13 protein-coding genes and 1 pseudogene are annotated in these 22,366 nt (G+C 65.1%); 3 read left to right on the top strand and 11 right to left on the bottom strand.

Annotated elements, in window-relative coordinates; all coding sequences use genetic code 11:
* Positions 1-22 precede the first annotated feature (22 nt).
* Entirely contained in the window at positions 23-1,342 is a 1,320-nt protein-coding gene (locus WCE05_RS05410) for a Na+/H+ antiporter family protein (protein ID WP_253091454.1), read from the bottom strand.
* A 252-nt stretch (positions 1,343-1,594) separates the two neighbouring features.
* On the opposite strand from WCE05_RS05410, the gene WCE05_RS05405 reads away from it, so the two are divergent.
* Positions 1,595-3,739, top strand: a complete 2,145-nt coding sequence (locus WCE05_RS05405) for a methyl-accepting chemotaxis protein (RefSeq protein WP_368815553.1) — start codon at positions 1,595-1,597, stop codon at positions 3,737-3,739.
* Positions 3,740-3,994: 255 nt separating this feature from the next.
* Here the strand turns inward: WCE05_RS05405 and pgm are convergent, their stop codons facing one another.
* From pgm to WCE05_RS05375, 6 genes are all read right to left on the bottom strand, one after another.
* Positions 3,995-5,632: a phosphoglucomutase (alpha-D-glucose-1,6-bisphosphate-dependent) gene (pgm, locus tag WCE05_RS05400; RefSeq protein WP_368815552.1), complete on the bottom strand. Its 1,638-nt coding sequence runs from the start codon at positions 5,630-5,632 to the stop codon at positions 3,995-3,997.
* A gap of 101 nt (positions 5,633-5,733) precedes the next feature.
* The gene (locus WCE05_RS05395) at positions 5,734-7,989 is read right to left on the bottom strand and encodes a helicase C-terminal domain-containing protein (protein ID WP_368815551.1); all 2,256 of its coding nucleotides are present in this window, start codon (positions 7,987-7,989) and stop codon (positions 5,734-5,736) included.
* Positions 7,986-9,638: a VRR-NUC domain-containing protein gene (locus WCE05_RS05390; protein WP_225789024.1), complete on the bottom strand. Its 1,653-nt coding sequence runs from the start codon at positions 9,636-9,638 to the stop codon at positions 7,986-7,988. Before WCE05_RS05390 ends, WCE05_RS05395 begins: the two co-directional genes overlap by 4 nt.
* A 154-nt stretch (positions 9,639-9,792) precedes the next feature.
* Positions 9,793-11,142 carry a PLP-dependent aminotransferase family protein gene (locus tag WCE05_RS05385; RefSeq protein WP_253102482.1) on the bottom strand — a complete coding sequence of 450 codons (1,350 nt, stop codon included), beginning with the start codon at positions 11,140-11,142 and terminating at the stop codon, positions 9,793-9,795.
* The gene (locus WCE05_RS05380; RefSeq protein WP_253080220.1) at positions 11,142-12,527 is read right to left on the bottom strand and encodes a hypothetical protein; all 1,386 of its coding nucleotides are present in this window, start codon (positions 12,525-12,527) and stop codon (positions 11,142-11,144) included. Before WCE05_RS05380 ends, WCE05_RS05385 begins: the two co-directional genes overlap by 1 nt.
* Before the next feature lie 495 nt (positions 12,528-13,022).
* Positions 13,023-14,039, bottom strand: coding sequence for a zinc-dependent alcohol dehydrogenase family protein (locus WCE05_RS05375; protein ID WP_225789021.1), 1,017 nt, complete (start codon positions 14,037-14,039; stop codon positions 13,023-13,025).
* Between the two features lie 214 nt (positions 14,040-14,253).
* On the opposite strand from WCE05_RS05375, the gene WCE05_RS05370 reads away from it, so the two are divergent.
* Both WCE05_RS05370 and WCE05_RS05365 read left to right on the top strand, forming a co-directional pair.
* Positions 14,254-15,168 carry a LysR family transcriptional regulator gene (locus WCE05_RS05370; RefSeq protein WP_225789020.1) on the top strand — a complete coding sequence of 305 codons (915 nt, stop codon included), beginning with the start codon at positions 14,254-14,256 and terminating at the stop codon, positions 15,166-15,168.
* Positions 15,169-15,200: 32 nt separating this feature from the next.
* Positions 15,201-15,419, top strand: a pseudogene (locus WCE05_RS05365) (AbrB family transcriptional regulator); the annotation flags it as partial.
* Between the two features lie 96 nt (positions 15,420-15,515).
* Here WCE05_RS05365 and WCE05_RS05360 read toward each other — a convergent pair.
* Genes WCE05_RS05360 through WCE05_RS05345 form a run of 4 tightly spaced genes read right to left on the bottom strand, consistent with a single transcriptional unit; the run spans position 15,516 to position 22,109 of the window.
* On the bottom strand, positions 15,516-15,836 hold the full coding sequence (locus WCE05_RS05360) for a DUF2149 domain-containing protein (RefSeq protein ID WP_368815550.1): 321 nt from the start codon (positions 15,834-15,836) through the stop codon (positions 15,516-15,518).
* Positions 15,836-16,312: a MotA/TolQ/ExbB proton channel family protein gene (locus tag WCE05_RS05355; RefSeq protein ID WP_225789018.1), complete on the bottom strand. Its 477-nt coding sequence runs from the start codon at positions 16,310-16,312 to the stop codon at positions 15,836-15,838. The genes WCE05_RS05360 and WCE05_RS05355 overlap by 1 nt, the downstream gene beginning before the upstream one ends.
* On the bottom strand, positions 16,309-20,169 hold the full coding sequence (cobN, locus tag WCE05_RS05350) for a cobaltochelatase subunit CobN (protein ID WP_368815549.1): 3,861 nt from the start codon (positions 20,167-20,169) through the stop codon (positions 16,309-16,311). Before cobN ends, WCE05_RS05355 begins: the two co-directional genes overlap by 4 nt.
* Positions 20,169-22,109: a TonB-dependent receptor gene (locus WCE05_RS05345; RefSeq protein WP_368815582.1), complete on the bottom strand. Its 1,941-nt coding sequence runs from the start codon at positions 22,107-22,109 to the stop codon at positions 20,169-20,171. Before WCE05_RS05345 ends, cobN begins: the two co-directional genes overlap by 1 nt.
* Between the last annotated feature and the right edge of the window lie 257 nt (positions 22,110-22,366).

Below are 22,366 nucleotides of genomic sequence, written 5' to 3'. Positions count from 1 at the left end.
CGCCCCCAGTGGGCTCGATACCTCAGAGCACCATCGCCGCCAACCACCCGAAGGCCAGCAACGGCAGGTTGTAGTGGATGAAGGTCGGCACCACGGTGTCCCAGATGTGGTGATGCTGCCCATCCACATTGAGCCCCGAGGTCGGCCCCAAGGTCGAGTCCGAAGCGGGCGAACCGGCATCGCCCAGCGCCCCGGCGGTGCCGACGATGCACACGGTGGCCAGCGGATCGAAGCCCAGTTGCACGCACAGCGGCACGAAGATCGCCGCCAGGATCGGCACCGTGGAGAACGACGAGCCGATCCCCATGGTCACCAGCAGCCCCACCAACAACATCAGCAAGGCGCCGATGCCCTTGCTGTGGTCGATCCACCGCGCCGACGCCTCCACCAGGCTCTTCACCTCGCCGGTGGCCTTCATCACCTCGGCGAAACCCGAGGCCGCGATCATGATGAAGCCGATCATGGCCATCATCTTCATGCCTTCGGTGAACAGGTCGTCGGTGTCCTTCCAGCGCACGATGCCCGACAGCGAGAAGATCAGGAAGCCCACCATGGCGCCAATGATCATCGAGTCCAGCCACAGCTGGATGATGAACGCCGCGGCGATGGCCGCGCCCGCCACCAGCAAGGTCAAGGGGTTGTAGCGCACGCTGACCTGCTCGACCTGCTCGATGCGCGCCAGGTCGTAGTCGCGCTTGCGACGGTAGCTGAAGAACACCGCCAGCAGCAGGCCCGCGAGCATGCCCGCGGCGGGGATGGCCATGGCCTGGGTGACGTTGACCCCGCTGACATCCACGCCCGCGCGGCTGACGTTGGCCAGCAGGATCTCGTTGAGGAAGATGTTGCCGAAGCCCACCGGCAGGAACATGTACGGGGTGATCAGGCCGAAGGTGATCACACAGGCGATCAGCCGGCGGTCGATGCGCAGGCGGGTCAGCACGTACAGCAGTGGCGGCACCAGCAGCGGGATGAAGGCGATGTGGATCGGCAGGATGTTCTGCGACGAGACCGCTACCACCAGCATCAGGCCGATCAGCAGCCACTTGAGCGAGCTGCCATTGGCATGCCCCTGGCGGTCGATCACCGCCAGGGCACGATCCGCCAGGGCATGGGCCAGGCCCGACTTGGCGATGGCCACGGCGAACGCACCCAGCAACGCATACGACAGCGCCACCGTGGCGCCACCGCCCAAACCACTGTTGAAGGCCTTGAGCGTGCCCTCGGTGCCTAGGCCGCCGACCAAGCCACCGACCAGTGCGCCGACGATCAGGGCGATGACCACATGCACGCGGGACAGGCTCAATATCAGCATGATGCCGACCGCGGCAATGACTGCATTCATGGTGTGGGTTACCTCGTTGCGACAGACAAAAAGCGGGCGCACCGGCGACAGGCTACGGGCAGGCAGCGGCCGGGCGTGGGGATGTTGTTATGAAGGGCGCACACTCTGAAGCAGTGGCCGGCGGATGTCAAAGCCCTCTGCGCCGCGACAGGGCAGCAAGCCGGGGTGATTCAATTGAACGTTTGAATAAAGAAAATGCCCATCCTGCCGAAACACTGTTCACCCCAAGACCTATTACAAGGGATTCGCCCAATGCCTTTGCGACAACTGTCCATCCAGTGGAAGATCACCCTGCTCGCAGGCCTGTGCCTGGCGGGCATCGTCACCTTGCTGGTCGGCCTTTCGCTGTACCGCATGGTGCACAGCTCCGACCTGGTCAAGGCAAGCAGCATGCAGATGCTCGGCGAGGCGGCCCAGGCGCGCATCGCGTCGCAAGGCGAGGTGCAGGCCCTGAACATCAGCCGCCAGTTCATGGATGCCTACCAGTACGGGGCTGGCTTCGCCCGCCAGGTGCTGTTCCTGCGCGAACAGGCCGAAAAGCGTTTCCTCGACGCCTACGACTTGCGCGAAGACCTCACCCGCCAGGTGCGCACTGCCCTGCAGGCCAACCCTGATCTACTCGGCCTGTCCCTGGTGTTCGAACAAGGCGCCCTGGACGGCAAGGACGACCTGTTCACTGGCCAGAGCGAACTGGGCAGCAACGAGACCGGGCGCTTCTCCCTCTACTGGTCGCAGCCGCGCGCCGGCCAACTGACCGCCATGGCCCTGCCCGAGCAAGACCTGGCCAACACCGAGGTCGGCCCCAGCGGCGAGCCGCTCAACAGCTGGTGGGCCTGCCCGCGCAGTACCCGCAAGGTCTGCGTGATCGAGCCATACTTCTACCAGATCGATGGCCAGCAGGTGCTGATGACCAGCATCGTGTTCCCACTGATGGTGGCCGACAAGGTGATCGCCACCCTCTCCGTCGACATCAACCTCAACAGCCTGCAGGCCTTGAGCCAGGCCGCCAGCCGCAGCCTCTACGAAGGCCGCACCACGGTCGGCATCCTCAGCCCCGCAGGCCTGCTGGCCGGCTACAGCGCAGATGCCAGCAAGCTGGCCCAGCGCCTCGAGCAAGCCGACCCGGCCCAGGGCGCCGAGCTGGTGCGCAGGCTCGCCGACGGCAAGCTGCAGGTGCTGGCCGACCAGCAGCGCCTGAAAGTGCTGGCCGCCTTCGCGCCGATTCCTGGTGCCCGGCCATGGGGCGTGCTGCTCGACGTACCACAAAGCGCCCTGGCCGGGCCGGCCGAGGTGCTCGAGCAGGAGCTCGATGCCCTCAACACCAGCGGCACCCTGCTCGAGCTCGGCCTGGGCCTGGCGGCGGCGCTCGCCGGCCTGCTGCTGATCTGGCTGATGGCCCGCGGGGTGACCCGGCCGATCCTCGACGTTGCCGCCATGCTCAAGGATATCGCCAGCGGCGAAGGCGACCTGACCCGCCGCCTGGCCTACGACAAGCGCGACGAGCTAGGCGAGCTGGCCGGCTGGTTCAACCGTTTCCTCGACAAGCTGCAGCCGACCATCGCCGAAGTGAAACGCTCGGTGCAGGCCGCCCGTGGCACTGCCGACCGGTCCTCGGCCATCGCCACCCAGACCAGCGCCGGCATGGAGCAACAGTACCGCCAGGTCGACCAGGTGGCCACCGCCTCCCATGAGATGAGCGCCACCGCCCAGGACGTCGCCCGCAGCGCCTCCCAGGCCGCGCAGGCGGCCCGTGACGCCGACCAGGCCACTCGCGAGGGGCTGGCGGTGATCGACAGCACCACCCGCAGCATCGACACCCTGGCCGCCGACATGAGCAGCGCCATGACCCAGGTCGAGGGCCTGGCGCACAACAGCGAGAAGATCGGTTCGGTGCTGGAGGTGATCCGCTCGATCGCCGAGCAGACCAACCTGCTGGCGCTCAACGCCGCCATCGAAGCCGCCCGCGCCGGCGAGGCCGGGCGTGGGTTCGCCGTGGTCGCCGACGAGGTACGCAACCTGGCGCGGCGTACCCAGGAGTCGGTGGAGGAAACCCGTCAGGTCATCGAGGCCTTGCAGGCCGGCACCCGCGAGGTGGTCGGCGCCATGGACAACAGCCACCGCCAGGCCCAGGGCGGTGTCGAGCAGGTCGGCCAGGCGGTCACCGCATTGCAGCGCATTGGCCAGGCGGTGACGGTGATCACCGACATGAACCTGCAGATCGCCTCGGCGGCCGAGGAACAGAGCGCAGTGGCCGAGGAGATCAACAGGAACGTCGCGACCATCCGCGACGTCACCGAGTCGCTCTCCGGGCAGGCCAACGAGTCGGCGCGGGTCAGCCAGTCGCTCAACAGCCTGGCCAACCAGCAGCAGGGGCTGATGGACCAGTTCCGCGTCTGAGGCGGGCCCGCCAGGCCCGTGGGCCTCGTCGTCTACACTTGCCCGGACCCAAGGAACGGCTACCGACGAGGCCTCGATGAAGAAGACTACAACGCTGTTGGCCGGCCTGCTGCTGGCGATAGGCTTGGCCAGCACCGACACCGCGGCGGCTTGGGCTGCGCCGTCAGGGGCCTGCGCGCCCCGGCATGCTGGATCGACTTCATCTCTGCCATTCGGGGGCGTTTCGCGCCCCCGAATCATTGAAGCGCCACAGCCTCAGGCAATGGCAGCATCGACCAATACCTGCGCCTCCTGCACCAAGCGCTGCAGATGCGCCTCGTCGACGAAGCTCTCGGCATAGATCTTGTAGATATCCTCGGTCCCGGACGGCCGCGCGGCGAACCATCCGTTGGCGGTCATCACCTTCAGCCCACCGATGGCCTGCCCATTCCCCGGTGCATGGCTGAGAATCCCCTCGATCGCCTCGCCAGCGAGCTCGGTGGAGGTGACCTGCTCCGGTGCCAGCTTGCCCAGCAGGGCCTTCTGCCGCGCATCGGCCTTGGCTTCGACACGGGTAGCGAACGGTCGGCCCAGCGCCTCGGTGAGGTCCGCATAGGCCTGGCTCGGGTTGCGCCCGGTGCGGGCCGTCATCTCCGCCGCCAGCAATGCCGGGATCAGGCCGTCCTTGTCGGTCGTCCACACCGAGCCATCGCGACGCAGGAACGACGCCCCGGCACTCTCCTCGCCACCGAAGCCCAGCGTCCCATCGAACAGCCCCTGGGCGAAGAACTTGAAGCCCACCGGCACCTCATGCAGCTTGCGCCCCAGGCGTGCCGTGACACGGTCGATCAGGCCGCTGCTGACCACGGTCTTGCCCACTGCGGCATCGGCGCGCCACTGCGGCCGGTGGCGGAACAGGTAGTCGATGGCCACCGCCAGGTAGTTGTTCGGCTGCAAGAGGCCGTCGGGGGTGACGATGCCATGACGGTCGTGGTCCGGGTCGCAGGCGAAGGCCACGTCGAAGCGCTCGCGCAGGCCGATCAGGCCCTGCATGGCGTGGGGCGAGGAAGGGTCCATGCGGATCTGCCCGTCCCAGTCGACGGTCATGAAGCGGAACGTCGGGTCGACCTCGGTGTTGACCACCTCCAGGTCCAGGCGATAGTGCTCGGCGATCGCCTGCCAGTAGCGCACCCCTGCCCCGCCCAGCGGGTCGACGCCCAGGCGCAGGCCGGCCTTGCGGATCACCTCGAAGTCGATGACGTTGGCCAGGTCGGCCACGTAGCTGTTCACATAGTCATGGCGCTGGGTGGTGCTGGCCTGCAATGCCTGGGCATGGTCCATGCGCTTGACGCCCTCGAGCCCGGCAGCCAGCAACTCGTTGGCCTTGGCCTCGATCCACTTGGTCACGTCGCTGTCGGCCGGGCCGCCATTGGGTGGGTTGTACTTGAAGCCACCGCTCTGTGGCGGGTTGTGCGACGGAGTGATGACGATGCCGTCGGCCAGGCCTCGCTGGCGGCCACGGTTATGGCAGAGGATGGCATGGGACACCGCCGGCGTCGGCGTGTACTCGTCGTCCTTGGACAGCATCACCTGCACGCCGTTGGCCGCCAGCACCTCCAGGGCACTGGCCGCGGCCGGGGCGGACAGTGCGTGGGTGTCGGCACCGACGAACAGCGGGCCGTCGATGCCATTCTCCTGGCGGTACAGGCAGATGGCCTGGGTAATGGCCAATACATGGTGTTCGTTGAAGCTCAATTCCAGTGACGTGCCACGGTGCCCGGAGGTGCCGAAGGCCACGCGCTGAGCCGCCACGGCAGCGTCGGGGCGGCCGGTGTAATAGGCGGTGAGCAGGCGGGGGATATCGACCAGCACGCAGGCCGGAGCCGGCTTGCCTGCCAAAGGACTGAGCGTCATGCAAGAACCTCGAGATCAACGGGATGTAGGTGTTGGAACGCGCAGTGTACTGGGAGTTGCAAGCCTGTGCGATGACGCTTGCGAAGATTAGGGCCGCTGAGTCAAACCGCCTGCCACCAGCCTGGGAACATCTGCTGCACCCGTGGCTCGGCGAAGCGCTCATCGATCAGCAGCAGCACGCCACGGTCCTGGTCGCCCCGGATGACCCGGCCAGCCGCCTGGATCACCTTGCGCACGCCAGGGTAGAGATAGGCATAGTCGAACCCCGCGCCGAACTGCCTGCCCAGGCGCAGCTTGAACTGTTCATTGACCGGATTGACCTGGGGCAGGCCCAGGGTGGCGACGAACGCCCCGACCAAGCGGGTGCCCGGCAGGTCGACACCTTCGCCGAAAGCGCCGCCCAGCACGGCGAAGCCGATGCCCTGCCCGTCGGCCACGAAGCGCGCGAGAAAGGCCTCGCGCGCGCCCTCGTCCATGCCCGGCGCCTGCTCCCAGCGCGGGATGTCGGGGTAGCGCTCGGCCAGCAGCCCAGCGACCTGCCCCAAATATTCGAAACTGCTGAAGAACGCCAGGTAGTTGCCGGGCATCCGCCGATACTGCCCGGCGATCAGCTCGACGATCGGCGCCAGCGACGCCTGGCGTTCGCGATAACGGGTCGACACCTGGCTGACGATACGCACCTCGAGCTGTTCGGCACGAAACGGCGCGGCAACCTCCAGCCAGGCGGTGTCGGGCGGCATGCCCAGCAGGTCGGCATAGAAATGCCGGGGGCCAAGGGTCGCGGAAAACAGCGCCACGCTACGCGCCGCACGCATGCGCGGGCCCAGCAACCGGGCCGGGACCACATTGCGCAGGCACAGGGTAGCCAGGCGGCGCTTGCGTGGCCCGTTGCGCAGGCTGATATCGAAGATGAAGTGCTCGTCGAACAGCTCGGCGACCCGGGTGAACTGCAAGGCCTGGAAAAAGAACTGCAACAGCGCGGGATCCACCTCGGTGAGTGCCTGCTCGAGGCGCTCCTGGATCAGCCCGATGCAGTGCTGCAGGCTACGTACGAAGGCCTCCGGCAACTGCTCGACGGCCTGGTACGGCGCCCGTTGCGCTTTGTACAGGGCGTTCCACTGCCGGTTCAGCCGGTCCAGGGCACTGCCCAGCCCAGCCGGCTTGCCCTGGCGCAAGGCCTGCAACTGGCCCTGGTCGAGGCTCGCGCTGTACATGCCACGGCCCCGCTCGACCAGGTTGTGCGCCTCGTCCACCAGCACCGCGACCCGCCACTGGTTGGCCTGGGCCAACGCGTGCAGCAAGGCGTGGGCATCGAAGTAGTAGTTGTAGTCGGCCACCAGCACATCGACCCAGCGGGCCATCTCCTGCCCCAGGTAGTAAGGGCAGACCTGGTGCGCCAAGGCCACCTCGCGCAAGCCTGCGCGATCCAGCAATGGCTGCTGCGAGGCGGCCTCGCGGGCAGCCGGCAGGCGGTCGTAGAAGCCCCTGGCCAACGGGCACGACTCGCCATGGCAGGCGCTGCCCGGGTGCTCGCAGGCCTTGTCGCGGGCGATCAGCTCGAGGGTGCGCAAGGCCGGTTGCGGCGTGGCTCGGGTGATCTGCTTCAAGGCATCGAGGGCCAGCGCCCGACCTGGGGTCTTGGCGGTGAGGAAATACAGCTTGTCCAGTTGTTGCGGCACCATGGCCTTGAGCAGCGGAAACAGGGTGCCGAGGGTCTTGCCGATGCCGGTGCTGGCCTGGGCCATCAGGCAGCGGCCGGTGCTCACGGCCTTGTACAGGGTCTCGGCCAATTGACGCTGGCCCTGGCGGAATTGCGGGTAAGGAAAGCCCAGGGCCTGCAGGCCCTGGTCGCGCTCAGCGATGCGTCGCGACTGCGCCTGGGCCCAGGCGAGAAACGCCTGGCACTGGGCCTCGAAGAAGCGCTGTAGCTCTGCTGCACGGTGTTGCTCGCTGATCAGGGTCTGGCGGTCGCTGTCCACGTCCAGGTACACCAGCGCTACCTCGATCGCCTCCAGTTGCCGGGCCTGGCACAGCAGCCAGGCATAGACCTTGGCCTGGGCCCAGTGCAATTGGCGATGGTTGGCCGGCTGGCGGCCCAGGTCGCCCCGGTGGGTCTTGATCTCCTCCAGGCGGTTGAGCTCCGGGTCGTAGCCGTCGGCCCGACCACGTACCCGCAGGCCCGAGTAGTGCCCTTCGAGGGCTATTTCCGCCTCGTAGCCCTCCCCCCGCCGGGCCGCCACCCGACGATGACCGGCAATCCCCTCCTGGGCCGTGGGCGATGGCGTGAAGCGCAAGTCAAGGTCGCCGACCTTGGCGCTGAACTCGCACAGGGCACGGACGGCCACGGTATAGGTCATGCCGCCGCCTCGCGCCAGCGCACATGGCATACCGCTACCGGCAGGCCGTGCTCACGGCAGAAATCCAGCCAGCGCAACTGGCTGTCCTGCAAGCGATCGCCGGGGCCCTTGACCTCGACCATGCGATAGCGCCCCTGCTGCGGCCAGAACTGGATGAGGTCGGGCATGCCGGCACGGTTGTTGCGGATGTCCTGCAACAGGCGCAGGAAGCACTGCTTCAGGTGCTGCGCCGGCACGCAGGCCAGGGCCTGCTCGAGCAATGGGTCGGTCAGCATCGACCAGGCCACGAAGGGTGACTGCACGCCCTGCTTGGCCGTGAAGCACTCACGGATGGCCTGGCGATGGCTGCCATCGTCGAGCCGGCCCAGGCAGGCGTCGAACAGTGCGCCACGGCGTTGCTGGAAATCGGCGTCGAGCAGGTCCTGCGGTGCCGCCTGGAATGGGTGGAAGAAAGCACCGGGCACCGGCGCGAAGATCGCGTCCCAGCACAGCAGGCCAAACAGGCCGTTGAACAGGGTGTTTTCCACGTAATGGGCCTCTCCCCCCTCCTGCTCCAGGTGCAGGCGCACGGCCTCCTCGACACCCAGCCCGGCCTGTTCGGCGGGCAGCTCCAGTTCGATCAGTTCCAAAGCCGCAGGGCGACGGCGGGGTTGCGCCGGCCCGCCGAGCTTGCGCGCCAGGCGCGGCAGCATGCGCTCCAGGGCCTGGGTTTCAAGAGGGTTGCCGGGCGCCTCGGCCATTTCCAGCGCCAACGCCTGGGCCTGCGCCCAACGAGCGCTACGCTCCAAGACCCGCACCTGGCGGATCCGTGCTTCAGGGTGCTGGCTGCGGGCATATACCGTCAGGGCCAGCTCCCAGTCACCCATCCGCTCGCAGTGCTGGCCCAGGCCGAACAGCAGGCGCGCACGCCGCCGGGCCAGCCACGGCGTGTCGCTGTGCAGGCCATCCAGCGCCGCCAGCACCGTGGCCGGGGCCTCACCCTGCTCCAGGCGTTCGGCGCAGGCATGCAGGGCCATCGCCAGGTCGACTTCGGCGCGCTGGTGCCAGGCCCGGGCATCGGCAGCGAACGGCACCTGCTCGTAGCGCAGCAGGCCCAGGTCGGCAAGGACGAACTCCGACCAGTCCTGGTACAGGTTGCCGAAGAACAGCAGGCGCAGACGGTCGCACAGCGGCTGCAGGCGCCAGTGCAGGATGCGTGGGGCAAACCCCGGGAACCATTCGCCCAGGGGCCTGGCCGCCAGCTCCAGCGGCAGCAGTTGCGCCAGCAGGTCGGCCTTGGCCGCCCGCGGTCGCTCCAGTTGCGCGGCGAAGCACTGTGCCAGTTCGTCCTTGCGCAGCAGGGCGAACACCTGCTCCAGGGCAAGCGGCGTGTGCTCGCTGACCCAGCCCAGCGCGATCAGTGGCTGCAACGCCACGTCACAGTCGCCGATCTCGGCATACACGAGCCTGTCGCTGCGAAACAGCTCGCCCTTGCGCATGACCATGCGCACCAGCAGCGCCTGGGCCGGCTCGGGCAGGCGGGCGAAGGCGTCCAGGAAGGCCTGCTCAGGGGCATCGAGCAGGTCGGCGTAGCGTTGTTCGACCCAGGCCAGCACCTGCCTGAAGTTGTGCAGGTAGTAGAGGGGATCGTCGACGGAATGGGCAATCACGGTGTTGGATCGGGCACTGGAAATGCACTGGTTATACATACAGACCAAGCGCACTGGCAAGCCCCGTGGATCAGCGGTCATGCGCCTCGACGCCCTGATGCCGGTCACTCAGGTGGCGCGTTGTCATTTTTGGGGCTGCCTTGCAGCCGCACATTCAACTGGCCGGCCTTGGTGCCTGGGCCAAGGCTCCACCCAGCGCGCGCAACGCCCTGTCCAACGCATCGCGACACTCTCCCTGCCAGATCAGCAGCAAATGCTGCCGATAGCGCCCCTGGAGGCTGAACGACCTGCCCGGCACAACCAACAAGGCCGTGCCGGCCACCGCCTCCTGGACATGCTGCAGGTCCGCCGGGTAGCGCAGGCACACCCAGAGCGCCCAACCGCCCTGGGGCATGGCAAAGGTCAGTTGGTCGCCCAGGTACGCCTCGACCCGTTGGCACAACCGCTCCATCCCGGCTCGCAACGCCGCACGCAGTGCCGGCAGGCAGGCATCGATATCCCCTCTTGCATAGAGGTGCGCGAGGGCCTGCTGACGCAGGGGCGGCAGCAGGAAGCCACGCCTGGCACAGGCCTCGCCCACCCCGGCGTGGCGGCACAGCACATAGGCGTAAGGCGCCTCGGCACCGACCGTGGCCTCCAGCGCCCCCAGCACCAGCAACCTGCGCGGGGCGGCCAAGTCACGCAGGCGTGAGGCCGGCGGCCCGTCGTAGCAGTGCTCGCTGTCCAGGTCGTTTTCCAACAGCCAGGCCGGATGTTGTGCTAGCAAGGCCGCGATCGCCTGCTGATCGCCCACGGGCATGAGATGCCCGAGGGGCATGCCCAGGCACGATGGCATGACCACCAGGCGCACGGGTTCGCGGTCCAGCAGGCGCGCCAGGCTGTCCAGGTCCAGACCGCCGCCGGCCTCCAGCGGCACCTCGATCACACGCATCCCGGCCCGTTGTAGCGCCTGCAGCAGACGCCAGCAGCAAGGCGCAGCCACCAGTGCTGTCGCCCCACGCAAGCGCAAGGCGAGCAGCACGGTCTCCAGCAGCGCCTGTACGTCGCTACCCAGGTGGACATGCTCCGCACTCCAGTAGTGCCCGGACGACCGGGTGTAGCGCGCAGCCAGGGCATTGCGTAGCAGCGCGTCCCCCGCCCCGCGCCGGGCTGCCTGACGCGACAGGCGCCGCTCCTGGGCGAGCAGCGCGCGCTCGAGCGGTGGCGGGGACGGCATCGGCAAGGCGAAGAGCGGCCGGGCCTGTGGCCTGGGCAAGGTCACCCCGGTGTCCCTGGAGCCGAATCGTACGAAATAGCCAGACTTGGGTACCGAGCGCACCCGTCCCTCGTGCTCCAGCAGGCCGTAGGCACTCTGCACCGTGGCCAGGGAGACACGCAGCCGTTGCGCCAGGTCACGCAGCGAGGGCAAGCGCCCGTCTCCATCGGGGTCGACCTGGGCGATCAGGGCCTCGAGGTAGCGGTACACCGCCTGGTAAGCGAACTCACCCCGTACTGACCGGCCCATCAAGGCGCCGCCTGACGAACCGTTTCCCAGGCCGATGACGGGCACGCCAGCCACCGCAGGTCGGCGCTGCGCCGTGCCAGGCCAGCCAGCAATCGACTGGCCGATGGCTCGAGCCGCCCCAGGTAGATCGCCTGCAGTTGCGCCAGGGACAGGCCACTGATATCCACCAGCCAGCGCTTCACCGCCTCGGGGCACGGCTTGCCCTGCAATGCCCTGTGCAGGTAAGGCAGGGCCACACGCATGCGCGGATGGCAGCACTGCACGAAGAACGCAAGGCCGCGCCCACGCTCGGCGAACGGTGCGAACAGCAGGCAGCCCAATTGCGCCTCGTCGAGACCCTGGGCTTGCAGAAAGCGCGCCCGCTCCGGCTCATGGGCCCTTTGCGCCCAGCCCCGCTGGGCCTCCCTGAGGGACAACCGTGCCGGTTGCCGCTGGGCATAACGCTCGGTCAACCGCGCCTGCAGGTGCCGCAGGCTGGCCACCAGGTGCGGCTCGAAGCAGCCCGCCAGCGCGGCCTGGCCAACCGCCTGGCATCCCAGCATACGGTCGAGCCCATCCTGCGCCAGCATGTGGCGCAACAGGTCATCGACCGCGATCACCCGCAGCGGCGCCTCGGTGTCCGCCTGCTGCGCCGGGTTAGCGGGCGGCGCCAGGGGCGCGTCGGCCAACGCCTGCAATCGCCCCAGCCCTTCGGCCAGGGCCGCCGCGCACTGCGCCAGGGCTTGCGGGGCCGGCTCCCCGGCCAGGCGCAGGACCCGCCGGCCCCAAGCCAGGTATCGGCGTCGCTGGCGTTCGGGCAGCGCCGTGACCAACGCGCTCGCCCCGCCGTTCCAGCCAAGTGCCAGGCGCACGGCGTTGGCCAGTTGCAGGTGCAGGCGGCTGCCCAGCAAGGCCTCTGGACTTCTCTCGGCCAGGTGCCCGAACAACAGCAGCGTTTCGCGCGCGCTTGCCCAGGGCCGCATCGCCACTGGGCTGCGGCTGTCGAAGGGCTGCAGGCTGTCGTCCGCCATCATGAGCAGTTCCACCCGAGGGTCGTCCTGCAGGAACAGCGCGCTGAAACAGCGCTCATGGTGACCGAGGGCCTCCTGGCCCGTGTAGGGCAGGCAGGCGACCAGCACCCGCAGGCGAAAGGTATCGGGGGTGCGCACGGCGATGCTCAGTTGAGCGGCCCGCAGGCTGGCCAGCAAATGGGCACTGCGCCGGTCGCCGCCGTGTACCACCAGCAACTGGAACCTGCCGATGTGTTCCGGCCCCCCGGCGGCTACCAGCAGGCGCTGGATCAGCAACTGCAACGAGGCACGTTGCGCCTGGGACATATGCGCGAGCAAACGTTCCAGAACTTGCTGGTAGATATAGTGCATGGCTTGATCGTGAATATTGCTCATGGGAACACTCCATGTTTCTCGACATGCCGTCTTGGCGAAAATTGTCGAGCGTGAAACACATAAAAATCAACTATCAGGACTTTTCCCACAAAGCTTTGGGAAAGTTCGAAGTGACAATATGCTATCGCCAAGCCATTGAGAAAAACGACGTCCCCTCCCCCCTGTTTACCGCCGCCTCGCCCATACCCCAAGGCCTTCCACAGCTCATCCGGTGCTCCTTGCAATGACTATCACTCCGCCATTATCAAGCGTTGCAGCACGAATAAAAGATACAGATCAAGGGAAAAAAACCATTCAGCCCTGTCCGACTTCGACAATGCTCGGTCGAACCTGCTTTAAATTTCTTGGGAACGCGGAAAGATTGAGGACAAAAAAGAAAGAGCAGCCTTTAAATCTGTCAGCAGTTTATTTAAAGGCTGTAGGAGATATCTGAAAGCCAACATGCAAAGGGGGCAACTTCGTGCCCCCACAGACGACTAACACGTCAACGCACCCTCACCCCATGTCCAGCACGACACGGCCGCCACAAGGGCACTCGTCCATGTAGCGATGGGCCTCCACCACCTGGTCGAAGGGGTAGACCTTGACGATCTGCGGCGTCAACAGTTGGTCGGCGGTGAACTGGTTGATATCGCGCAGGGCCCGCTGCAGGGCCACTTGGTCCTGGCTGATGCCCAGCTCCGGCTTGCCGGTGAAGTTGCCGATGCAGTGCACGTAGAACTGGATGTTCTTCTGGAACGCCGCGCACGCCGGGAAGGGTGTCTGGTTGCCGCCCTGCAGGCCGTACAGCACCAGGCTGCCGCGCGGCGCCAGGACATCGCCGAGCAGCGACATCTGCGGCCCGCCCATGCCATCGAGGACCATGTCCACGCCCCGACCATCGGTGTACTTGTTGATCTGCAGCAGCAGGTCCTGCTCCTCGGTGACGATCACCTTGTCGGCTCCCAGGGCCAGCAGGTACTCGCGCTGCTCCGGCGCCTTGGTGGCGGCGAACACCTTCAGCCCCAGGGCCTTGCCCAGTTGCACGAACGCCGGCCCCGCGCAGTGGCTGGCATCGGTGACCAGGGCAGTCTGGCCAGCCTTGGCCCGGGCCAGGTCGACGTAGGCGAAATAGGCGATCAGCATCGGTGTGTAGTGAACGCTGGCTTCGATCGGCGTCAGGTTGTCGGGGTAGCGGGTGATGGCCGTGCGCGGCAGGACGATGACGTCGCCATAGACCGGGTGGTCGTTGGCACTGGTGGCCGGGAAACTGGCGACTCGGTCGCCCACCGCGATGTCTTCGACCCCCTCGCCCACCGCAGTGACCACGCCAGCCATCTCATGACCGATCCCCGCCGGCAGGCGCGCCTGGGACGGCGCCAGGTTCTGCCGCCAGAGCACGTCGTACCAGCTGACGCCGATCGCCTCGACGCGGATCTGCACCTCGCCCGCCGCGGGGGATGGCTCGGGCTGCTCTTCGCAGCGGAGCACATCGGCCGCACCGAACTTGTGGAATCGGATCATGCGGGACATCGCATACCTCGCCTGTGTGAACCTCGTATTACCACGGACTTTATCCGGGCTTTCACGGTTAGACCATCAGTGGCCATTAATAGTCGACATGCCTGTCATTGATTGGGCTCCCGGCGTATCTGTGCATTGGCACCCGGAAACCGGTGCAGGGTAACAGCCTTTGGCCTTAAGATTCACCCCTGCCCCACTTTAGGCGAATAGGCGAAACGCATCGATGAACCGTAACGACCTGCGTCGCGTAGACCTGAACCTGCTGATCGTGTTCGAGACGCTCATGCACGAGCGCAGCGTGACCCGTGCCGCCGAGAAGCTGTTCCTCGGCCAGCCGGCCATCAGTGCCGCGCTGTCGCGCCTGCGCAACCTGTTCGATGACCCCCTGTTCGTGCGCACCGGGCGCAGCATGGAGCCCTCGGCGCGGGCCCACGAGATCTTCGCCCTGCTCTCGCCGGCGCTGGACTCGATCTCTACCGCGGTCAGCCGCGCCGCCGAGTTCGACCCGGCCACCAGCACCTCGGTGTTCCGCATCGGCCTGTCGGACGACGCCGAGTTCGCCCTGCTGCCGCAGTTGCTCAAGCGCATCCGGGCCGAGGCGCCGGGTATCGTGCTGGTGGTGCGCCGGGTCAACTACCTGCTGATGCCCACGCTGCTGGCCTCGGGAGAAATCTCGGTGGGCGTGAGCTACACCAGCGAGCTGCCGGCCAACGCCAAGCGCAAGGTGCTGCGCCGCAGCATGCCCAAGCTGCTGCGTGCCGACAGCATGCCCGGCAGCCTGAGCCTGGATGATTTCTGCGCCCGCCCGCATGCCCTGGTGTCCTTTGCCGGCGACCTCTCGGGCTTTATCGACGAAGCCCTCGACGAGGTCGGTCGCAAGCGCCATGTGGTCCTGGCCGTGCCCCAGTTCAACGGCCTGGGCAGCCTGCTGGCGGGGACCGACATCGTCGCCACGGTGCCCGACTACACCGCCGACGCCCTGACCGCCGCCGGCGGCCTGCGTGCCGAGGACCTGCCCCTGGATGTGCGTAGCTTCGAGCTGCACATGGCCTGGCGCGGTGCACAGGACAACGACCCGGCGGAGCGTTGGTTGAGGTCGAGGATACAGATGTTCTTCGGGGACCCGGACAGCCTGTGAAAGAGTCTCGGCATCATGGACACACCACTGTGAACGTGCGAGTTGGCGAGGTAGTTGTCACCCGCGCGGACAAGGCTCATGAAGACCCAGCCATCGGCGCATTTCTCAGCCTGCTGGAAGCCGACATTCGCACCGGCCGCAACATCAGCGCACTGCCGCAAGACCTCGCTCAAACGATACTGGCCAACGCCGGCCACAGCGTGAACCTGGACGACGCTATCAAGGGTGAGGTTGCGCTCTTCAGCGGGTAGCACAGACCTGTCGGCACCAGGCCCGCCCCCACTGCATGCGAGCGCAATCGTCATGTAAGCTGCACGGGTCGTTTCTTCATAAAGCCGATACCTTTGTCACTCAGTGTCGGCAGCCTCTGGCACATAGATCATCTTTCCATCGGCCAGGCGATAGGTAACACCCGCCTTGGTCCCCTGCCCTTCCCCAATTTCGCCGCTGGACTCGTAGCGCTTCAGCTCCTGCCCGTCCTTCACCAACATGCGCATGTCAGCCTCACCGGGATTCTCGATGACCACTACCTTGTCTTTACTGAAGGGATTCAATGGGTTCTGCACGATGACTACCATCAAGATGCCGATCACCACCAGGAACAGGTCGATCAGATTCACCATTGAAATGATCGGGTCATCGGCCTCGTCATGGTCCAGAAAGCGCATTAGCCCTTCTCCTGTGCTCGTTCGAGGCTACGTAGTTCCTGCAGCAGCCATCGCCGGCGCACGGTAAGGATGAAGAACGTGATACTGGCGCTGACCAGGGCCACGATCACAGACGAAAACGCCACGACCATGTTCTCTCCGATACCTTGGGAATCACCGCGCGTCAGCGCGAGAAGAGCGGGCCCCATCGGGATCATGGTGGCCACCAGGCCGAGCATCGGTGCGCTGCGCGAAGTGATACGCAGCCACTCCAACTGCTTCATGATCCACAGTTCCAGGTCGTCGCTCGTGCCGCCATGCTTCCAGTGCCAACTGGCCAGCCTCGAGTTGTAACGGCCTGCGTGGCGTTGCCAAGCCTCCAGGGCAAAAGCGCCCAACGCGAAGAATGCATAAGCCAGCGAGGCAAGGATCAGCAGCATCACCGGCACGAGAAACAGCCGAGTGAGTTCGTAGATGCTGGTTTCAAGACCATTCATAGTGCGTTTTCCGTAAGCCGAGAATTTGTCATGCGTTGCCGGGTAGCACCGGCAACGAAAAAACCGAGCAGGCACACCAGGCCTGACCACAGCAGCCACTGCGGTTGCTCTTCGCCGTCTGGCTTCACCTCTTCGAGGACTTGCCCAGTGACGACCTGCGCCGCCACGCCGGCTGGCTCTGCTGACGAAGGATTGCCTTCACTTTGCAAACCAAAGCCAGCCGCCATCTGTTCGAGGAACGTGCGTGTTGCTTCCTGGCCAACCGGCCCAGCCTGTGTCGCTTCGAGCTGCAGCCGGCGCTCGACGAGGTCGCGTCGGGTCTGCTCGCTGGCGTCCCAGTACCCCTTGCGGATCGCCTCGACCATTCGTTCGATGAGTTGGGCCTGAGCAGTGGGGTTGTGCTGTTCGAACCAGGCATTCAAACCAAGCCTGCGCGTGTCCATGACGTAGGTGTCATGTATCGCCTGCCACTGATCGGCACGAACCATGTTCGGGTCGGTGGCTTGCCATCCCCAGAGGTTGTTCACCAGGTCGAGCATCTCCAGCGTGCCGGCGTAGCCCTCCTTCTGCATCTCACCAATCCAGTGAGGGTTCAGGTAACGACCGCGCAACTCCGTGGACAGGAACTGGGCGGCCCCCGTGGTTCGGGGAGTGGCCTTGCGCAGATCGGAGATATAGAGCGATGGGCTGCGGCCATCGAGGTGCTTCACGGCTGCCGAGAGGCCACCTAGAAACTCGAATGGGTGGTCCGTGGACAACAGGCCATTGAGCTCGGAGGAGCGCGACATGACGGCCGCCTGGACACCTTTCAATTGCTCGGCGAAAAGGTTGCCTGCCTTCAGCTTCACGCCCCATTCCTGGCTCCCGTATCCATACTGCAGGCGCTGCAGAAATTGCTTGGCAAGCTCGGCGTCGTTTTCCCACTTCGTCGAATCCAGTGCCAATTGCGACATACCCGTCCCATGATCACCGGGCTCGTTGCCAAATACTCGAAGACGGGACAAACGCCGGGCCTGGTCGGCCGGCATCCCCTGTTCCTGCTGAAGCCGTGCCGCCAGCGCTCGGCTGTTCTCTGCGATGGCATTGCCTGGCTCATCCCGTTCGGCCAAGCGCTCGGCAGCATCGGCGAGCAAGCGCATGAACCCGTCGAACTGATCGCGATAGACACTGGTGACCTGCAAGACGGCATCGATCCTGGGGCGCCCCAACTCGCCAAGCGCAATGACCTCCAGCGCGACAACGCGCCCCCCGGCATCCCAGACCGGCCGCAGCCCCATGGCGTGCAGCACCTGACTCTCGACGATCCCGAGGTGCCTCATCGCCTCCGAGGCCCAGAGGCTGAACGCCAGCTTCCGTGGCGTTTGCCCTCGATGATCGAGCCGGTACTGCTCGATCAGTTGCGCCAGTGCCTCCCCGCCAGCCTCATAGGCCGCCTTTGTCGGCAACTTGTCTGCTTCGAACGCATAGAGATTGCGACCGCTAGGCACATCTGGATTGCGGATCGGGTCCCCTCCGGAACCGGGCGCGACAAAGCGCCCCTCGAGCCCTGCCAGAAGAGCCGCCATCTCATGGGTATCGCTCAGATGACGATCCAGTTCACGCCCCCTGGCCAGCAGCGCTCCCAGCTCAGGCGAACGGACCTCGTCGATCGAGCGCCCCTCCCGGAGGTAGACCTTCAGTGTGCTATAGGGGAGCGATTTTTGGAGGTCCTGGTAATCCGTAGCGAAGACCTCACTGGGATCCAGGCCCAACACCCGATAGTAAGGCTCGCCCAACTGCTGCATCACTGTGCTCAAGCGATGTTCCGGGGACGCCGGCTCGCCGAACGTGTGAAGCCCAAGTGGGCTGGCGCCCCGCGCGAGCTCGTGCAGATGATCATGCAGCGCCGCGAGAAAGGCCGGGAAATCCTTGCGCATCGACGCCTCATCCCAGCCGAAGTCGGACTGCATGCCCATCTTCAATACTGCCGCCCGGATCTGTTCTGCGCTTCTTTCACGCACCGCGCCCTCGTCCAGTTGCTCGTACTCGTGGATCAGATGATGCAAGTCACGCAACTCATCGTAGAGGCCTGCCGGAGCGAAGGCTGGGGTCTGGTGACTGATCGTCACAGCGCGGCCACGACGGCGTGCCTGGATGGCTTCGCCGATGTTGTCCTGGATGTAGGGATAGAAGACTGGCATGTCTCCTACCGCCAGGAATGGGTAATCAGCGACAGACAACCCGCGATCTTTTCCAGGTAGCCACTCCTGGGTGCCGTGGGTGCCGAAGTGAATCAACGCATCCGCCTGGAAGCGCTCGCGAACATACTGGTAGACCGCAAGATAGAGATGATCCGGCGGAACTTTACTGTCGTGGTATGACTCGCCCGGCCTTCCAGCCCTGGGAGGTTGAGGAAGCAGCAGCAGCTTGCCCAGATGCATCGCGGGAATGATGAACTGGCGCTCACCGTTCACCTCCCGAAGCGCCCAATGCTTGGCAGGGTCGCCCCAGCGTGCAATCAATGCATCGCGCGTGGCCTGCGGGAGGCTATTGAACCATGCCTGGTAATCTTTCAGCGGGAAGCGGTCAGCCAGGCCTTCTCGCAGGAGCTGGTCCAGCGTCTCCGGGCGATAGTAGCCTGCCAGCAGTCGCTGCCCCGAATCGATCAACACCTTCTCCGAAGTGGCTGGAACCTCGTAGCCGGCATGCTCGAGCGATGCACTCAGCGCAGCCAGGCTGGCTGGAACGTTGAGATGGGAAGCCGCGAGATTACGCTCACCTTCCGGATGGTTCCAGAACATCAGCGCGAGACGCTTTTCCTTCGCCGGAAGCTGGCGAAGGCGGACCAGCCGGTCCAGTTTTCGCAGCAGGGCTTCGGCCTGATCCACCATGAGCACCGGATCACCGTCGTCCAGCGCCGTGAGCACCAGTGGGTCGCTCATGCCCCAGGCTTCCGGGACACTGAGGAAGGCAGCCGCTGTACGCGCTTGCATCCCGCTCGGGCTGGCCAGCCACTGCTCCTCGGTGCCCCCTCGGTGACCAAACGTCTGCAGCACGGGCATGTCGAGCACCAGGAACTCCGCCTTGCGCGCAGGGCCGTTCTGCATGTGTTGCAGATTCACCAGCGCCTGTATCTTGGCCCCAGCAAAGATCTCGGTCAGAGCGTTCGGGTTATTGTCATCGAACCAGAAGACTACCGGTAACTGGCCATGGCGTTCGCTACGCCGGATCAGGTCATCGATGGCCTGCAATTGCCCGTCAGCGATCACCCCTCGGTGTATGGCAAAGGCGATTCGAGGCGCTCGCGCCTCCCAACGATCGTGCCCCCACGCAAGGTACTCGGCCAAACGGGCGAAGGGAGATGGTGCATCGGGATGGTAGAAACCCGTCTTGGGTAGCTCCGCAGGCCTTGCCAAGTCGTCGAAAGGCAGCCCCGCCTTCCTGCGCTGTACGAGCGTGAAGAGCTGCTTGAGGTTGGCTTCGCCGCCATGGCTGTAGTAGCCGATCAAGCGCATGGCGACAGGTGCAGGCAGATTACCGTACGCCGGCGGCCCTCCTCCGACGCGGATCCAAGGCACCGGTTGCCGCGCCAAGACGTCACCCAGCCGCTGCTGAACAACAGCCAGGTCGGAAGGACGCGGCGTATCGAGGATCAACAGGTCCGCTGGCGCCAGCCAGTCGGCATCGGGCGCCTGCAGGGCACGGCTTTGCAGGCTGGCAAAGCGAACGCCGGTTTGCTGTGCCCACGTTGCAAGTCTTGCATGCTTACCGGCGAGGACGAAGTCGCTGCTGAGCATCCGCACCTGCGCCGACGACTCAGTGGCCCCTGAGGCAAGGCTACAGCTCAAGCAGCAGAGCAGGAGTATCAAGCTACGCATCAGAAGCTGGCCACCAAACCAATGTGGTAAGTACGGCCCGGCTCGGCGTATGTGAAGCGCTCGCTTTGGTCGGCCAAGCGTTCGTCGCCGATGTTTTCGATGCCACCGCGCAGCGTCAGGTTGCGGCTCAGCTTCTGGCTCAGCTCCAGGTGCCACAAAGTGTAGGCTGGCAAGGAGTACGCCACGTTGCTGCTATAGGTCAGTTGGCTTCCCACGTATTCAGTACGCAACTGGGCCTCGAAAGCAGACGTCGGGCTCCACTTCAACACACTGTTAGCGAGGTGCCGCGAGCGATCGCCCAGGCGCTGTCCAGCAGTCCGATTTCGAGCATCCAGGTAGGTGTAGTTGAGCGCCCAGTGCAGGTCTGCCATGAGATCGACACCCCCTCCCAGCTCGATGCCACGAATACGCGCCTTCTCGACATTCTCGTAGTTGCGCAGCTCACGACCACGCATGCCGCAGTTCTCGACACAGACCGTCTGAATCAGATCCTTCACATCGTTCTCGAACAGCATGCCCTTCAACGACCAGCCGTCAGCCTGATAATCAGCGCCGAACTCATAGGCGGTATTGGTTTCCGGGTGAAGATCGGGGTTGCCAACGATCGTGAAGCGACCACCGCCACCGACGGCGGAGTACTCGGGGGACAACTGTTTCAGGCTGGGTGCCTTGAACCCCTTGCCGATACCGGCACGCAACGTCAACTTATCGCTGAAGTGGTGAATCAGATAGGCGCGCGGGCTATTTTCCCAGCCGTATTCCTCGTGAATGTCGAAGCGGTTGCCCAGTGTCAGCGACCAAGCGGGATTGAAGGTGATTTCGTCCTGGACGAACAGCGCTCTGTGAATCGCCTGGTCCTCACCGCTGTGGCTCACAGAGCTGTCTTCCAGCTCCTCCTTTCGCCACTCGCCACCGATGGTCACACGCTGCATGTCGAACAGAGGCACGCTCAGGTTTCCATCCACCACGCTGTCAGTCAGACGTTGCGGGCGGGTAGGAGCCACAGCATCGCTACGGGAGTTCTTCCGGTCCAATCGGTTTCGGTAGGCTCGAACCTGGGTGTGCCCCCATTGCCAATCGCCAGCATGTGCCAACGACCACTGTTCGCGCTCGATGACATCGGTGGATTCGTAGTCGCTCGACCGTGAACCACCGGTTTCGGTGTTTCGCCAGCGGCGCTCGCGCCCCCTCTCATGACCCAGGTCGATGCGCTGCGACTCATCGGGTGTCCAGGTCAGGGTTGCACCGCCACTGTTGGCATTGCGCCCTTCCAACTCCGACAGCTTGGGATTATCGAAGTCGGGGGTTTCCTGTTGACGCTGGGTCTCACCGTTCAGCGTCAGCCCGAGCACGCCGGGAATCAGAGGGCCTCCAGCGTATGCAGCCAGTTGATGAGTTTGCCCACCAAGGCCATCTTCACGGATACCGCCGTCCAATATCCCGCTGCCCATCCAGATATCGGTGGCCTTGCGTGTAATGACATTCACCACACCGCCGAGCGCCTCGGACCCATAGAGCGATGACATCGGGCCTCGGACGACCTCGATACGCTCGATGGCCTCCACCGGCACCCAGCCCAGGTCGAAATCGGAGTGGGCGATGGCACCGGAAGAAGTGCTGATGCGCTTGCCATCGATGAGCATCAGCGAGTGCTCGCTAGACATGCCTCGGATACTGATCCCCCGGCGACTCATGCCAACGCCATTGAACTGCAGGCTTTCGCTGCCACGCAGGGCATCCTCCAGATTCCGCACGGGCCGCTTGCTCAGCTCCTCGGAGGTGATGACGGACACGCTGGCAGGGGCGTCCTTCAGCGTTCGCTCGGTATTGGTGGCACTCACTACCGTCGACCCCAGCTCGAGCACCTCGGCCAGGCCGGTTAGCGGGAAAAGCCCGAATGCAAGCAACGATAGAGGACGGCGCAGCGCTAAGCTGCGCATCTTCGATACGGCCATGGTGATCCTTCCAGTAATCAGCCTGCGCACCGGGATGGCGCACCTGATGTGAGGTGAAATGTGATGCGTCTGGTGCTTGCCGACAGGCGCGACTGGGCTAACGGGTAGCTGCTGTATGCTCGACAATGCACTTTAAAAAGATGTTATAACATAACTATTAAGGAACGAAATAGGCTCTAGCACTAGACGCGGTCGTACATCGCCATGCTTTGTATCGTTCTCGACTGCGCAACACAGTGATA

The organism is Pseudomonas sp. I2 (genome assembly GCF_040984075.1).
GTDB lineage: Bacteria > Pseudomonadota > Gammaproteobacteria > Pseudomonadales > Pseudomonadaceae > Aquipseudomonas > Aquipseudomonas guariconensis_B.
This window is presented reverse-complemented; position numbering and strand designations above follow the sequence as displayed.